Source organism: Providencia sp. 21OH12SH02B-Prov, from assembly GCF_027362595.1.
GTDB lineage: Bacteria > Pseudomonadota > Gammaproteobacteria > Enterobacterales > Enterobacteriaceae > Providencia > Providencia zhejiangensis.
The window spans coordinates 805,682-821,683 of record NZ_CP114796.1 but is presented as its reverse complement, the minus strand read 5'-3'; the positions used below and the strand labels follow the sequence as shown (position 1 = coordinate 821,683).

General features: G+C 37.1%; 15 protein-coding genes, 1 tRNA gene and 2 pseudogenes. 9 read left to right on the top strand and 9 right to left on the bottom strand.

The window, feature by feature from the left end; all coding sequences use genetic code 11:
* Positions 1-11: 11 nt before the first annotated feature.
* Positions 12-1,037, top strand: coding sequence for a tetratricopeptide repeat protein (locus O7C57_RS03925; RefSeq protein WP_269723647.1), 1,026 nt, complete (start codon positions 12-14; stop codon positions 1,035-1,037).
* A gap of 218 nt (positions 1,038-1,255) precedes the next feature.
* Complete coding sequence (locus O7C57_RS03920; RefSeq protein WP_154622581.1) at positions 1,256-2,443, top strand: MFS transporter; 1,188 nt, start codon at positions 1,256-1,258, stop codon at positions 2,441-2,443.
* 1,536 nt (positions 2,444-3,979) lie between these two features.
* Here O7C57_RS03920 and O7C57_RS03915 read toward each other — a convergent pair.
* From O7C57_RS03915 to O7C57_RS03890, 6 genes and pseudogenes are all read right to left on the bottom strand, one after another.
* Positions 3,980-4,378 carry a CrcB family protein gene (locus O7C57_RS03915; RefSeq protein WP_196713603.1) on the bottom strand — a complete coding sequence of 133 codons (399 nt, stop codon included), beginning with the start codon at positions 4,376-4,378 and terminating at the stop codon, positions 3,980-3,982.
* Positions 4,379-4,389: 11 nt separating this feature from the next.
* Positions 4,390-4,770, bottom strand: a complete 381-nt coding sequence (crcB, locus tag O7C57_RS03910; RefSeq protein ID WP_154622752.1) for a fluoride efflux transporter CrcB — start codon at positions 4,768-4,770, stop codon at positions 4,390-4,392.
* A 45-nt stretch (positions 4,771-4,815) separates the two neighbouring features.
* A pseudogene (locus O7C57_RS03905) lies at positions 4,816-5,412 on the bottom strand (ATP-binding cassette domain-containing protein).
* Positions 5,413-5,446: 34 nt separating this feature from the next.
* The gene (locus O7C57_RS03900; protein ID WP_249999300.1) at positions 5,447-6,682 is read right to left on the bottom strand and encodes an SLC13 family permease; all 1,236 of its coding nucleotides are present in this window, start codon (positions 6,680-6,682) and stop codon (positions 5,447-5,449) included.
* A gap of 102 nt (positions 6,683-6,784) precedes the next feature.
* Positions 6,785-7,960 (bottom strand): ion channel, encoded by a 1,176-nt coding sequence (locus O7C57_RS03895; RefSeq protein WP_163862931.1) that lies wholly within the window; start codon positions 7,958-7,960, stop codon positions 6,785-6,787.
* A gap of 28 nt (positions 7,961-7,988) precedes the next feature.
* A pseudogene (locus tag O7C57_RS03890) lies at positions 7,989-8,699 on the bottom strand (urea transporter); the annotation flags it as partial.
* Positions 8,700-8,759: 60 nt separating this feature from the next.
* On the opposite strand from O7C57_RS03890, the gene O7C57_RS03885 reads away from it, so the two are divergent.
* A protein-coding gene (locus O7C57_RS03885; protein WP_269723143.1) for an IS1 family transposase occupies positions 8,760-9,457 on the top strand; the annotation gives its coding sequence in 2 pieces (ribosomal slippage) (positions 8,760-9,009 and positions 9,009-9,457; 699 coding nt in all).
* 750 nt (positions 9,458-10,207) lie between these two features.
* Here O7C57_RS03885 and O7C57_RS03880 read toward each other — a convergent pair.
* Entirely contained in the window at positions 10,208-10,363 is a 156-nt protein-coding gene (locus tag O7C57_RS03880; protein WP_163862957.1) for a hypothetical protein, read from the bottom strand.
* Positions 10,364-10,368: 5 nt separating this feature from the next.
* On the opposite strand from O7C57_RS03880, the gene O7C57_RS03875 reads away from it, so the two are divergent.
* The 5 genes from O7C57_RS03875 to O7C57_RS03855 all read left to right on the top strand — a co-directional run bounded on the left by O7C57_RS03875 (position 10,369) and on the right by O7C57_RS03855 (position 12,683).
* Complete coding sequence (locus O7C57_RS03875; RefSeq protein WP_269723646.1) at positions 10,369-10,608, top strand: hypothetical protein; 240 nt, start codon at positions 10,369-10,371, stop codon at positions 10,606-10,608.
* Between the two features lie 143 nt (positions 10,609-10,751).
* Positions 10,752-11,090 carry a hypothetical protein gene (locus O7C57_RS03870; RefSeq protein ID WP_269723645.1) on the top strand — a complete coding sequence of 113 codons (339 nt, stop codon included), beginning with the start codon at positions 10,752-10,754 and terminating at the stop codon, positions 11,088-11,090.
* Between the two features lie 98 nt (positions 11,091-11,188).
* Entirely contained in the window at positions 11,189-11,575 is a 387-nt protein-coding gene (locus O7C57_RS03865; protein ID WP_163862962.1) for a hypothetical protein, read from the top strand.
* 138 nt (positions 11,576-11,713) lie between these two features.
* Complete coding sequence (locus O7C57_RS03860) at positions 11,714-12,037, top strand: hypothetical protein (protein ID WP_269723644.1); 324 nt, start codon at positions 11,714-11,716, stop codon at positions 12,035-12,037.
* Positions 12,038-12,449: 412 nt separating this feature from the next.
* On the top strand, positions 12,450-12,683 hold the full coding sequence (locus O7C57_RS03855) for a hypothetical protein (protein ID WP_196713612.1): 234 nt from the start codon (positions 12,450-12,452) through the stop codon (positions 12,681-12,683).
* A gap of 96 nt (positions 12,684-12,779) precedes the next feature.
* Here O7C57_RS03855 and O7C57_RS03850 read toward each other — a convergent pair.
* Positions 12,780-12,856 (bottom strand) — tRNA-Ile (locus O7C57_RS03850).
* A 244-nt stretch (positions 12,857-13,100) separates the two neighbouring features.
* Entirely contained in the window at positions 13,101-13,697 is a 597-nt protein-coding gene (locus tag O7C57_RS03845) for a GNAT family N-acetyltransferase (protein WP_154622942.1), read from the bottom strand.
* A 254-nt stretch (positions 13,698-13,951) separates the two neighbouring features.
* Here O7C57_RS03845 and O7C57_RS03840 point away from each other — a divergent pair, with 254 nt between their 5' ends.
* Positions 13,952-15,973 carry an NADPH-dependent 2,4-dienoyl-CoA reductase gene (locus tag O7C57_RS03840; RefSeq protein ID WP_269723643.1) on the top strand — a complete coding sequence of 674 codons (2,022 nt, stop codon included), beginning with the start codon at positions 13,952-13,954 and terminating at the stop codon, positions 15,971-15,973.
* The last annotated feature ends 29 nt before the right edge of the window (positions 15,974-16,002 follow it).

Below are 16,002 nucleotides of genomic sequence, written 5' to 3'. Positions count from 1 at the left end.
CAGAAATGGCTATGAGAATATCAATCTTAATTTTTTCTATAATAATTTCAGTTTTGGTTGTAGGTTGTGGTGATAATACCTCTCCTGAAAGTTCACAATCAGCCGAAACAGCGTCACCTTCTATTGATGCCAAAAACAGCTTTATGGAAGGCCTAGCCTATTATAACGCTGATCCCCCTAATTACTCACAGGCTGCCAAATATTTTAAACAAGCCGCCGAACATGGTAACCAAGACGCCCAACTTTATTTAGCAGCATTATTTGAATCAGGATTAGGTGTAGAACAATCATGGTCAGAAGCAGTCCATTGGTTTAAAGAAGCCGCTATACAAGGTAACTTACCCGCCCAATATCAATTAGGTTTGATTTATGAAAAGGGGGAAGGAGTCGAGAAATCACGTAGCCAAGCATTGTATTGGCTGACTCTTGCTGCTGAGCAAGGAGACCCAGATGCACAGCACCAATTAGGTTGGCTATATATGGAAGAAAATGAAAGCAATCAAACCTCACAACAATCTGCCATGAAATGGTTTAAAGCCGCCGCTGAGCAAGGGCATGCATCCGCACAAAATATGCTAGGCTGGTTATATGAAAATGGTGCAGATGGGCAACCGAATATCAGTGAAGCATTAAAATGGTATCAAGCAGCGGCAAACCAAGATAATCCATATGCATTAAATAACCTAGGGTGGTTTTATTGGGAAGGTAAATCAAGGATCACTGATAAAGAAAAAGCATTGAACTACTTTATTCAGGCCGCAGAGTTAGGTGATAAAGATGCACAATTAAACCTTGGCTTAATTTATTATCAAGGTGATGGGATTCCTGCTTCAATTGAAAAAGCTCAAAAATGGTTTATGCGCTCAGCAGAGCAAGGTAATGCTTATGCACAATATAATTTAGGGTGGTTAATGCAAAAAGGTGAAGTAGAAAATGCTTCACCCTATGCCGCACGCTACTATTTTGAGCTGGCTTGTAAGGGGGGTTTAGAAAAAGCTTGTTTAGAATTGGAAAGGCAAAGCTCTACCCATTTTTAGAATCTATAGCCGTGAGTTTAAATGGGCTCACGGTCTCCCTCTTTCTACATTGATTCCGTTTACTTCTTATACCTACTCCGTATATCACCATAAAATCCTAATATTCGTTCTTTAGAATGATAGTCACTATCCGTAATTTCACACTAAAATCGACCATGATTTAACCTTTATTTAACAAATATCATAAAATAATATTCATTATTGACCGAGGTGCTAATATGAGCGAATCGCTGCACACACAAGATGTCAATGCTCCACCTTCTACCGTTGTTCTAAAATCCTCATTAAGCTTATTGCTTGCGATTATTATTTTTTCCGCTATTGCACCCGGTATTCTAATGACGGCTCCCGCTGTTGCAGCACAACTGGGCTTACAATGGCATTTATCTGCTGACAAAATCGGTTATTTATTTTCAGCAGAGCTAGGAGCAATGAGCTTTGCCACTATTCCCGCATGGTATTGGATCAACCGCATTAGCTGGCAAAAAATAGCGATTATCTCCGCAATCATTTTTATTATTGGTAACTTAATTTCTGCATTCGCAACCACCTACACCGTTTTACTGATTATTCGTTTTATTGCATCATTTGCAGGTGGAACGCTGATGATCTTATGCATATCAAGCGCTGGCAAAACAGAAAACCCAAGCCGAATGTATGCTTTTTGGGTACTTGGACAACTCGCATTAGGGACTATAGGTCTGCTTGTTTTACCACCTTTATTTGAACTATACGGGCTACGTATTGTTTACTTTATACTTGCGGCTTGTATGCTCCTTTCTTTTCCTCTTATTCGTGCATTTCCCAATGTCATAATGAGCGAAGAGCAACATCAATCAACACCCGTCAATTTAAAAAGTACATTCGCGAATAAAGCGATCGCCATTTTAGCCGTATTGATTTTTTATATTTTTTTGAGCCAAGTTTGGACCTTTATAGGCGTGTTTGGTCAGAACAGTGGATTAAATGCTGAAGAAAATGGCCAAGTTTTGGCAATTGCGACGATTTTAGGCATGATAGGAGCAATTATCGCGGCTGTTATTTCTACCCGCTTTAAAACCAGCAAATTAGTTTTGCTAGGATATGCACTATTAGTGATAAGCGTTCTTCTATTAATTGCCTCACCGACTGTAGTACGATTTGTCATAGCCGCGCTATTGTTTAAATTCACGTGGACATTTGTACTCCCATTTATTATGGGGGCGGTATCTCAACTAGATACCAGCGGTAGGTTAATGAACAACATGAATTTAGTCATTGGTGGAGGGATGGCGATTGGGCCTGCTATTGGTGGATATATAATAGCGAACTCGACAAACATGATGCCATTTATCAGTTTTGCTATCTTATGTATTCTATGTTCATTGGTTTTAGCTGCTTATTTTATGGTGCGCTCAAAGCCATAACATTTAAATAAATGACATAAGGACTTAGATATTAGCCTCCTAAATATCAAAGTCCTTAATAATAAAGAATAAAATACCAAATTAGATATTCAATAGATCGAGAACACGGCTATTCTCTGATGACTCTATATAATATCAATCTCACAAAACCACGAATGCGGCTAGTCAGGAGATAGACGAATATTCAGTTTTATCAGCCGTATAAAGTACTTTAATAACTTTTTGATAAATCATACTTCAGCTGAGAATATCAGGTTATTTTAATAGGTTATACCTATTAAAATATTTCGTTTTCCTAAATGTAACTCAGTATTATATGATGCTAGATACAGTTTACTTAAAGAAAATAAATGACATTATTTCCCTTAAGTCCTCATCAGATTAATGACCGATAGATAGACCATCAAGATAACAGATTTTAATGCACAAAGATTTTCACTAAAAAAAAACCATTTCTACAACACAAATATACAGTAACCAAAAGTTAATAAATAATTGTGATTGTAGAAATAGCAATATAGACAAAAAATTAAACTTAAGAATATAGTATCGCTATTAAAGCTAAACCTGGGAGGAACAAGCTATTTATACAGCGAGTATAATCTAAATTTAACCAACATATTTAAATCGTCGTTACACCTAATTCGTGTTCAATATTATTCTAGCACTTTCAAAATTTCAATACTAAAAAGGTGCCTAATTCAATATATAAATTTAAAAAACACATCAAACAAAAAATCAAAAGCCAATAAAATCAATGCATTAAACAAAATCTAATAATAAAAAAGCAATAAAAGCAGGCCTTAACGCAAATAAAAAAGTGCCATTTAAGACTAATCCCAACAAAATAGATAAAAAAACAGTAGAAAAACCCAATAAAAACTCAACCAGCAAAATTTACAGCATTAAAATTATAAAAAAATACAATAAAAAATTAAAGAAAGCCAGAGAACAATAAAAATACAGATTTAAAACCCAAAACACAATTTTTTTTAGATTACTGGTGAATTTTTATAGAACCATTTATCAAAAATAAACAGCAAAATTAAATCTAACTTATATTGTTTATAAGTTAGATTTGATGTTTAAATTGGCTCTAAAGTTAAAAAATTGATTTTTAAGAAAAGGAAATGGATAGCTATAGAAGCTACGAGAATAAAAATGATAATCTCAATATTATTTTTCTATATAACGATAAAATGATTACTCTGGCAAGTACAGTCGCTTAGCCCATATAACAAACCATGCATTTAACTAATATTATCCCTTACTCAAATACCAATAGCTAAAAGTGCCACTAGCAAAACATAATTTAGGAACTGAGAACCTATTATTTGGCTTTGAGATGATAGTTTAATCAATTTTCTTTTCTCATGGTTAGGCAACAATAAAATAGCCTGAATTTAATGGAGATATAGAGATCCCCATTAATGCACACTGTATTGACTGAGATTCCTAACCATTGAGTCAGTCGCTAGGAATACTACACCTTAACAAAATTGCTGAAATTTGAAGTATGACGCGCATATACTAAAATCAAACACTATGATTAGGGCTGTTTCTGTATTGTTTGCTACCTAATATATAACCGAAATAAATAACCATAAATCCAACGACAACACTCAATATTAAATATACGACGCCAGTCCATACATATTGAGGATATTTTATTATCTCTACTGCACCGTACACAAAACTAGAAAATGTAGACAGCCCTCCCATCACGCCTGTGGCAAAAAAAGCATTCATTGATTGGCCAATGCGTTTACTGGTGAGTAGCCCTGCAACAATACCCAATAAAAACGAAGCACTAATATTGGCGATAAAGATATCTAAAGGGAACTGGTCTGCCATTTTCGGTACAGAAATCATTAATAGCTCGCGAAAAATTGCGCCAATAGCACCACCGATAAAAACTAAGATTGCAATATTCATATTCTTATCCTTTAGTTAATCAACCATGCGCCAAAAAACGCAGCAATCAGACCCGCAATAATTGACAGTAATAAATAAAGCAACGCTAACATTTTTTGTTTAGTTTGTGTCAGCTTTAACGCATCAAGCTGCATACTACTAAATGTTGTATAACCGCCTAATAGGCCAGTTAATATGGCTGATTGTAAGAATGAGCCATAACGGTCATCCCAATCTAACAAAAAATAACTGCTCAAAAAACCGATTATAAAAGCACCTGACACATTAATAATGAAGGTCGATAAAGGAAACTTACCGTGGTATTTTTCACCGACTAAACGCCCAATCCACCAGCGTAATAATGAACCGATTCCACCACCAGCACCGACTAACGCTATATCAAAAGCAACCATATTGAGTGCCCCAATTTATTTAATTTAAAATATCATTGTCATACTTCAAGTAGAGGATATTTCCCAAACTGACGTACATACCTTTTCTAATAACATTTTATTATGACTAAAAATAATCATTGCTAATGGTCTTTCTTGTGATAATTCAATCAGAAATTGCCAAATATCTTTTTGCAAATGCGCATCAAGCTACGCGGTTATTTCATCGGCGATTAATACTTTAGTGCGGGGATCAAGTGCTCTTAATAGCGCAATACGTGCAAGTTCTCCGCCCGAAAGCTCACTCGGGCGTCTTTCTAACCATTCTGCTTTAATTGACAAACGTTCAAGATATTCCGCGACTGGTTCCCATGCATCATTGACACTCGAGCCAACCGTTCGGTATGGATTAAAACTTTTCTCTGGATGTTGAGGTACCAACTGTATTGGACAATAACCTGTTGCCGGTAATGGCTTACCTTCAAATAAAATTGAACCATTAGAGGGCGCTTGCCATTGCGCTAATACTCGACCTAACGTGGTTTTACCAAAACCACTTGGTGCAGAAAATCCTAAGCGCTCATTATTATGTAAGCAAAAAGAAAGGTCGCTCCATAGTGTATTCCCTCCCTGAGTGATACGTATATTTTTTACTTCTAACATCCCCCCTCCTCCTTACACTCAAAAATAATCATTATTAGCTAAATAAGATCCAACCCGCTGCAATCGACATACAGATTAATGCAATAATACCGCCTGACTTTGTAAACTCTAAAAATGAAATTTTAATACCATGTTGAGCTGATTGATCGACAGCAATAATGCCTGCAAGGCTACCAAAAACAAAAATGTTACTTGAAAAACAGGCTCCAAAAATGAGTGCTGCACCGAGTGGGTCGGCATTACCATCTAGGGAGACGAATTGAATTAACAGCATCACAGTCGGTGTTGTACCAATAAAGATACTCATAATACTTGAGACCAAAAATAGCGTAATAGGGCTACTCAGGTCGATGCCTTTATTTAATAAATAATGCAAAATATCCTGCGGAACGCCGGTCTTAGCAAATGCGGCATTAATAATGAACAGCCCCATTATTAGCAGCAACAAGTCACCATTGACATGTTTTAGCATATCACTAGAGGCGATTTTCCTATTTAATAATAAAAAACAAGCCGCGGAGAGTGCAACTAACTCTCTAGGTAAGTCTGTAAACAAAAACGCAATAATCACAATGGCAATTACAATGGCTGCTTTGCCCGTTTCCCATTGATTAAATGGGATCACCGTATGTGTTTTAGGAGGTAACGCAGCTTTTTGGCTTTCAGGTAAATACCAATTTTTATGATAAAGTAAGCTAATGACACACCAAACGACAGGTAAAGAAAGCAATACAGGAATAGCGGTAATATGTAGCACTCCGATAAATGAAAGGTCTAATCCTTGGGCGACTATCATATTTTTAGGACTACCAATCAATGAACCTGCCGCCCCATTGTTTGCTGCGAAACAAAAACCCAATAAAAATGGAATTGGGTTCAGTCCTCTTGCTAATGTGATTGAAATTAATAATGGCGTCATTGCCACAACCACCACATCATTAGTCAGTATCGACGCTAGCACAGCACCAACAATAATAAAGACAAGTAACAACTTTGGTGGACTAATTTTGAGGATAGCCATTTCATTCGCGACTTTATGATAAAAGCCAGAAACGGTGAATGAAGCCGATACCACCATCAACCCAAATAGTAATCCAACGGCTTGATAATCAATCGCATCCCAAGAAGCTCGCGGAGTAATAAAACCAAAACCAATCATTGCCAAGGCGCCTGCAACAGCCGCCCCCGTACGGTCAATTTTTATTCCTGGAAACGTGCCAAAAGCCATCGCGATATAAACAAGCACGAAAATAATAATAATTGAATCCATATTTAGCTCACCATTTTTATTCTTGTATTATTTCATTTGAACTAAAATAAAATAATGAGCTGTCGTCACTTCACAGCTCATAGTCATCTCTCTACTCATCTTCTAAGTATCTAGAATATTGTTCGAGAAAATAATACTTTCAATTATTTGGCTATTAATATTCTCACCAAAAATCATTTTAATTAATACTTCACTGCCTAATGACGACAAAGAGATCAACAGATCCGCGTGCAGTAATTTCAGATTTTCGTAGTTATTATCATCATTGACGACCATAACACTTTTAATATTGGCACCAACGATCTCTTTAGCCGCCAGCATGGCAATCGTGTTTTCGGCATCTAAATCTCCAAGTATAAACAATGCCTTAGCATCAGCTAAATTCACTTGATTTAAACTTTTCTTATTGATTTGTGATGTCGTGATCACTGGAGCATTATCTGGATAATTGTTTTTGTGTTCTTCTTTACACAGCACCATGACATCTAAATCACGCTTTTTTAATCCATGGTAGGTGTTTAACGCTAAAGGGCTAGCACCGATAATGACATAATGATCTTTCATACGGAATAATCTCTTTTTGACAATCTCTTGTGTGCTCTTTGCAAACACGCCTAAAAAATAAACAATAGAAGTGGTAAAAATTGTAATACCTAATATCACAATAGAAATGGTAAATAATCTTGCCTCTACACTAATAGGAACAATATCCCCGAATCCTACCGTTGTCATACAAACCAGTGCAAAATAAAATGCAGAGGAGATATCGGTTATATGAGGTTGGAATTGGTCACCAAGATACAATGACCCAAATACGGAATATCCCAGTAAAGCAATCAAACTGACAAATGCAACAAAGCCAGCACCTGATAAGCTATGACGGTGAAATATTTTCCAATTTGCAATCAATGCAATTAATATCAGCAATGAGAGAGTTCCCGTTAATACATTTTCTCTTGCTAATAGCAAGTTAATGAGAACAAGAACAAACAGCATAAAGCAACTAAATACCCATCCTATTCTGATACCTAAATAAATAGGTAATGCCAAAATAATCAATACAACCCCGATAGCAAACCGAGGGATATCGAGCAGTTTAATAAAACCTAAGGATTGCAACCAATCAACAAAATTATGGTGTTGTGAGGATAAATTAATATTATATGATGATAAAATAGGGAGTATTATCAATAGCCCATCAAGCAAGATCAATAAAGCTAATGTTGTCCTTATTATCGTCATATTTTGAATGTATTTATAAATTGCATTCTTTTTCATATTGATATGACCTAAAATTATATTCTAATTATGACTGCCTATGCTCAGGCATAATATCTTGGTTCGGTACTAAAAATAGCCATGACGCTAATACAAAAGGCATCGTTAATGTCGGTATGCCAAATGGCTCCAAAATAATGTCTAATGCACCTTGAACAAAAACAGTAAAAATAACGCCAACGATGGCATAGGCTAATACTCGATAACTCGGCTTATTAAATGTTGAACCTAAAGCAATTGCCGTTAAAACGGCACTAAATGAATATAATCCAGTATGGATGCTAACAAAATCGCCTTTCAATAATATTGCAACAATAAATGCTAATAACGAACCAACAATGGCAAACACCGCCGCCCATATTGAGCTCACAGCAAGTCCAATAACAAAAATAATACCGACAATCACACTACTCAGTAAAAAGACTTCAGAAACGCCACGGAAAATATCAGCAACAATATCACTATGTGGAATACTACCAATTGGTTCAATAAATTGTTGAGGAAGTGCTGGTGCTGGTAAAGCAACACCTTTTATGCCTAAAAAACTATAACTTGCTAACAAGATAGTCCAAGAAACCAATACAAAAGGCGCAGTTAATGCCGCAACTTTCCAGTTTTTCAAGAAATCCATTAATGATATGGTCGCGATCACCGAAACAATACTACCTAAAACAATCGATAACCAAACAAAGGGGGTATTTTCTAAAAAGGTGGGTAAAGCCACCCCGACTAAACAACCGGTCATGTATTCAATCTGGTGATTAATCTGTAATATAGGGTAATTTATCGGAGAATATTCATGGCTAAAGTCGATGTAAGGTGCCCATTTTGTCAACAAACTCCCTCAGTGAAAAAACATGGCCTAGGGAGTACAGGTCATCAACGTTATCGTTGTCAAGACTGCTGCCGAAGCTTCCAACTCGACTATGAATATCGTGCCTGCCAGCCCGGTACCAAAGATAAAATTATCGACCTAACGATGAATAATGCCGGTATTCGTGATACCGCTAGAGCCCTTCATATCAGCATTAATGCGGTTGTTCGCACTTTAAAAAACTCTCGCCGAAGCAGGTAACCTCTTTACCCCTTGATAATCTGCACATTGAACTCCTTTGCGAAGTCGATGAACAGTGGTCTTTTGTGGGTAATAAGAAGCAACAACGCTGGCTTTGGTATGCGTGGGAGCCCCGCCTAAAACGGATAATTGCTCATACGTTTGGTCGTCGAAACAAAAGGACTCTTCACCAGTTACTGGCTTTACTGTCTAGGTTTAATGTGGCTTTTTGGTGCACGGATAAGTTCAGTGCTTATGAGATATTGCCCAAGCAGAAACATGTGGTAAGTAAGTTTTATACGCAACGAATAGAAAGAGAGAATTTGAACCTGAGAAACCGCTTGAAGCGCCTTAACCGTAAGACGTTAGGTTACTCGAAGTCACCTGAAATGCATGACAAAATCATCGGTACATTCATTGAACGCGAATACTACCTATTATGATGATCTCTATATTGAATACACGACCAACTTGTACATAGCAACATAAAGGCTGTATTTGGAACATCCAAAACCGACAATATATTTTCCATAAACATTATCTCATCTGATAGTCATATAAACCTATAAACACTTATTCTTATTAATGTTATAAATAAGCCCATTCTTACAATATTAAATTACTTATATAATAGAATAAGCATAACGATTATCAACATTATTATTAATAAAATATAAATTATTAACATATTCAACTTAAGTGATAATCCAAAATCAACAATCACTATAAACCCTAAATTATATATTTTGAATATACCCACATAAGGCTAGAGAACAATTACATTAATTAAATTAATGACTCATATTCACTAGACACAAAAAAGACTAATAAAGAGCATCTAATTAAGATAATTAATAAACGAATACATCATAATATTGACATTAACTAAATGAAAAATAATTAAAAACAAAAATAATTAAAACTTACTCAACTTCATAAATGAATGATAAATTTACCCCTATAGAATTTCTAATTTTAAAATAGAACGATTCATTCATAATCATTGTAATATATAAACCAACAACGACAATTATGTTTATACATTTAACACACCACGTATTTAAGTTTTAATTAAAAAGCAAAATCACACTCTTTTAATATAAATAAAAAGTATAAACTCACTATTTTTAATCATTATTATCGAACAGTTAAATACATAGAGAATATTGATTAATTATTGTCTGTATTATAATCTACTTTGCTGCGGAAAATAGACAGCCACCTGAACATTCAAAAACGATTTTGTTCCCTTCTAACGTAACAGGAATAACCTTAACTTTCATTACGCTATCACCTTCAATAATTGTCTCTGCTTTTACACGACGGGCAATAAATCGAATCACCGACAAAGGCTATGCTTTGGGTTTGTTTAGTAAGAAAAGAAGGTTTAAAAGATGGTGCTGTTGACGTTTTAGAAGGCATTGTTAACTCAATTCTTTATCCTATTGATATTATTATAGATTTATCGACAGCCATTTCGAATTATGATCAGACTATTGATGCAATTAAAGTTTCAGCAATTCAATGGGATGAGCTGTATGAATATGCGTTAGCTAATGATCCTAATTTGGTAGAACCAATATTAGGTGCATGACAAGGTAAAATTCTAGGAAATGCAGGTAGGAGCGTCGTAGTTTCTGGAGCAATGGCAAAAACACTTAGAAGGTTGCTCAATCTAAAAATGAGATAGAAAAGCTTCCTCCTACAGCAACATCGCCATCTGGTACAAAACATCCTTTGCTAGATGATGCAATTCCTCGAAATGGTGATAGAGCTATTGTTAACCAAGGAGTGCTACCTACATGTGGGCATAATTCTTATGGAATGGTTTTAGATACAATGGGTAAACCTGTAAATATAGTAGACTTGATCAATAAAATTCCCTCAGCACCGAGGGTAACAACATCTATGCAAGTAGCTGGAATTTTAAAAGCAGAAGATGTTAAAGCAAGTGCATGGGCTGGTCGTAAAGTTAATGACATATCTCGTTATACTTCGAATGGAGCACCTATTATGGTTAGAATTATAGATAAAAATGATGGGAATATTTTCTTCATATTGTTGTTTTACTGTTGATAGAGTAGCGAGTAGGAATGGCATCCCTGTTGTCGCAATTAGAGAACCATGGGAAAACACTTTACAGGGAAAGTGATTATTCCTAAAGGATGGCAGAAATGATTTTACAAATCGAATTTCCAGATAATTTATTGTTAAGTCAACTAGAACAGCAAAAAAAAATACCTTGTCACATACAAGTATCTAATAAGTTTGAAGTTGTTTTTGAAATTGAATCAACAAGAATTATTGGAGAAGTGAGCGAATATAATAGAACATTGTTCGAACAAAGAGTTATAGCCAGAGCTGGTGGCAATTATATCTATAATGAGCCATCTTTAATAACATTAAGTCGTGCTAGTAGAGGGATGTATAGAGTCGTTGATCTCTGCGTTTTTTATAGCGATTTTGGATGGTGTTCAGTCATTGAAAACGGCGATTACATGGAACCCCACCCATTTTGGGATCATGATGATGAAGATCCAGACTTTAAACCGAGACTGTAATTTAAAAGGCGCTCGAACTGCTAAGATAAGAGGCGCGACTGATAATGTAACTCGTTATTATAAAAATGGAAAATATCTAGATAAAACAGTCGATGGAAAGATAATATCGTTTGGAAAACAATAAAAGGTGAATACGTTATGTGGCATGATTTACATATTACGAATGTGGGTCGGATAAGAAAAACAGTTGCTGAATTCACGGTTACGATGATCCCTATTTTACCTTATTCAAAAATGAAGGTGAAAATTTATGAAAGCCAATCTGGAAATTTCACTGGAATGACTGATTTAGCAATAAAAAGAAAATTTGATGGTTCTCCCGAATGTGCTATTGGGTATGGAGATACTATTGAGGAGGCGTTAGAAGACACGATCCTTTATTTTAATAAAATGCTGAGTCAAGATGGCTTTACTGAATTAACCGAAGATGATATTAGCTACGCAGAGTGGTCTGATTTTTAAATGTATAAAGATCCCAGTTCTGTGCTGGAATCTTCCTTAACCGCCTTACTCCCCCTCACTCAGCCGGATAATCAACTGTCCGGCTTGGCAAGTGAGGGTATAGTAACTGCTTACTTAAAACCCCTACTCATTCAATCACTTACCGCTTAAGGTGAGTTGGGGTTGAGTTTACCTCGGTTAGGGGTGTCAAACCATCTACAACATTTTCACAAAATGAACTTAGTGTTTTACAACAAAAGCTTAATAAAAATATTGAGTTAAAATAAAAAAATAATGTTACTGATCATCGGCGCACTGGTGTCTTTTCAAGTCTTCGCGAATACCGTGGTATATCTCGACCCATTAGATATCGACGCATGAGGCGTCCACACTAAACCCATTCCCCATAACGCACGCGTGATCGATAAACTCAATGATCACACTTGACGATAATGTCCTGACTGACCCGCAGTATGGCGTAGAATTTATCAATGACTATTGGGTCGTCAATACAAAAACGAATAAAAGCCAATACATTTATTTGGATTACAATACTGGCATTGTCAATTTATCCAAACATGATGCAGGTGTACTGGTGATTTCGAGGGAAGACGAAACGGATCGGCTCACCTCTACTGAAGAGGTCAGCATGGGTGTATTGAATTAGATAATTGAGCCATTCTGCCCCAAAACTTTACCTGACCCAAAATCAGGTAAAAACAAAAAGGAGTTAGGTGATTAACACCTAACTCCTTAATAAATTTGGTGGCCCCTGCTGGACTTGAACCAGCGACCAATCGATTATGAGTCGACTGCTCTAACCAACTGAGCTAAGGGGCCGAAGTGGGAGCGATTATACGTGCTGTTTTCTCTCAGGTCTAGTCTTTAAAAACTGTATGGTGATTTTCTGTCCATCTCCATTAACCGCCTTATTGTTCAGCAACATATCATTATCAAAAACTATCATTCTCAATTAAATCATAGCATTTAGAGGCTGCTCCCAATTCTTTGAAATTGACCATATGAACATATAGATAAGGATCAAAACGACTATCTAATAGCTAGCCAAACACCAAAGTTAATACTAACGCGGTCTCTCCATCTGCCACTGCAAATGTCGTTTGATTGATGGCCATTCAGACATAATAATACTGTAAACGCAGGTATCGCGTAGCTCCCCTGTTCGGGTATAAACATGGCTTCTTAAAATCCCATCCAGTTTTGCGCCAAGCCTTTCAATTGCTCTTCGGCTTTGTTGATTCAAAAAATGCGTTCTGAATTCAACAGCGACACAAGATAAGCTATCAAACGCATGTTGCAGCAATAAAAACTTCGCTTCTGTATTAATAGCCGTTCGTTGCACTTCTTTGCTATACCATGTCGCTCCAATTTCCACACGACGAGTCTCTTGATCAATTTTATTGTAAGAAGTCATCCCAACTGGCTGATTAGAACTTTTATCGATAACGGTAAAAGGCAGCATCTCTTTTTGCTGATAGAGCTTTAAACGACGATCCACATCTTTAGTGACATTTTCTGGCTCGGGTACTGAGGTATACCACAGCTTATGCAGATTATCCCGCTGGATAATTTCCCTAAACTGCTGGTCATATTGATGGGTTAGCAACTCAAGTCTCACGTACTTGCCTTCAAGTTCAATAGCTTGGTGAAGTTCTTTCATAATTAATCCTCTTTATCAGTACGTGACGGAAAAACTAACGACTTATTGGCTAACGACCTTGATAACAAAATTGTTTTACACCTTAAGTATGACAAAAAAATAAAATAACCGTTGCTCAGTCAACTTGTCAGCAATTTACTCATAAATCATATGATAAATATCACATTTTTTTAACATATTTTTCTATTGATAGCCCCATTGAGCTAGAGTTAACTCATCTGACCTGTTACCAAATCCCGCTGGGGAGTATAAATATGAGCAATTTTCCACATCTTTTCACCCCTCTTGATTTGGGGCACACCGTATTAAAAAATCGTATTTTAATGGGATCCATGCATACGGGTCTTGAAGAACATCCTGAAGGAAGCCGCCGTTTAGCTCATTTTTATCGGCTACGGGCAGAAAATGGCGTAAGTCTGATTATTACTGGTGGGATTGCACCGAATCAAGAAGGGGCATTGACTAAACATGGCGCAGTACTCGATAAAACTGAACAGCTCCCTTTCCACCAAGAAATAACCTCAGCGGTACATCGTGCTGACGGTAAAATCGCTCTACAGATCTTACATGCGGGCCGCTATGGCCTACACCCTGATATCGTGGCACCAAGCGCCATTCAAGCAGAAATCATTCCTTTTGCACCGAAAGAACTAACGCCCGAGCAAATCCAGAAAACAATAAGTGATTTTGTCACCACCGCTAAGCTGGCGCAACAAGCTGGTTATGATGGCGTTGAAATTATGGGTTCTGAGGGCTATCTAATTAATCAATTTATTGCAAAACGTACCAATCAGAGGACCGATGAATGGGGTGGTAGCTACGATAATCGGATCCGCTTTCCGCTTGAGATTGTGCGCCAAACTCGCCAAGCGGTAGGAAGCGACTTCATTATTATTTACCGTCTTTCTATGTTAGACCTTGTTGAGGATGGCTCCAATTGGGAAGAAATCGAGCATCTCGCAAAAGCCATTGAGCAGGCCGGTGCAACAATGATTAATACTGGTATCGGCTGGCATGAAGCAAGGGTTCCAACGATTGCCACACAAGTTCCACGGCATGCTTTTAGCTGGGTAACTGAAAAACTAATGGGCAAAGTCGCTATTCCACTGATTACAACCAATAGAATAAATGATCCATTTGTAGCTGAACGGATCCTCGAATCAGGCCAAGCTGACATGGTTTCAATGGCTCGACCATTTCTTGCCGATGAAGCGTTTGTTCGTAAAGCCCAAGAGAATCGAGCCGATGAAATCAACACGTGTATTGGTTGCAATCAAGCTTGCCTTGATCAAATTTTTATTGGCAAACTTGCGACTTGCCTCGTTAATCCACAAGCGGTTAGAGAGCTAGATTTTCCAAATGAAAAAGCAACGCAGATAAAATCGGTTGCCGTTGTCGGTGCAGGTCCCGCGGGGCTTTCATGTGCGATTTATGCAGCCAAACGCGGCCATACAGTCACACTCTTTGAAAAAGCTGATCAAATCGGTGGCCAATTTAACATGGCAAAGCAGATCCCAGGTAAAGAAGAATTTCATGAAACGATCCGTTATTTTTGTCGTCAATTAGAAATATTGAATATTGATGTCAAACTTGAACATCAAGCAAAAGCCAGTGATCTCGTTGGATTTGATAACGTGGTTATCGCGACAGGTGTGGTCCCTCGAACCATTAGTTTAGAAGGAAGAGAGCATCAAAAAGTATTATCTTATATTGATGTTTTAACTGGTAAGCGTTCTGTTGGCCAGTCGGCGGCCATTATTGGAGCCGGAGGTATTGGTTTTGATATTGCCGAATTTTTAAGTCAAAAAGGTGAAAGCAGCAGCTTAAATAGCTCACTATTCAACCAAGAATGGAATATTGACACCCGTATTTATTCTGCGGGAGGGATTTTTAATAGCCGGCCGACCCCAGTACAATCATCTCGCCAACTTTATTTACTGCAACGAAAAAATAGTAAAGTCGGTGCTGGTCTTGGAAAAACAACTGGTTGGGTGCACCGTTTATCATTAATGAAACGCGGGGTGCAGATGTTTAACGGTGTTGAATATATGCGAGTTGATGATGAAGGGCTACATATTCGCTACCAAGACAAATTACATTGCCTTCCCGTTGATAACGTGATTCTTTGTGCTGGCCAAGAACCCTATCATCCGTTGAAAGAGTCGCTTGCAGAGCAAGGTATTCAGGCTTATGTCATTGGTGGTGCCGATGTTGCAGCAGAACTTGATGCAAGAAGAGCGATAGAGCAAGGAATGAAGGTCGCCTACCAGATATAACAAGCGTTATTTGTCATCATGAATAGACA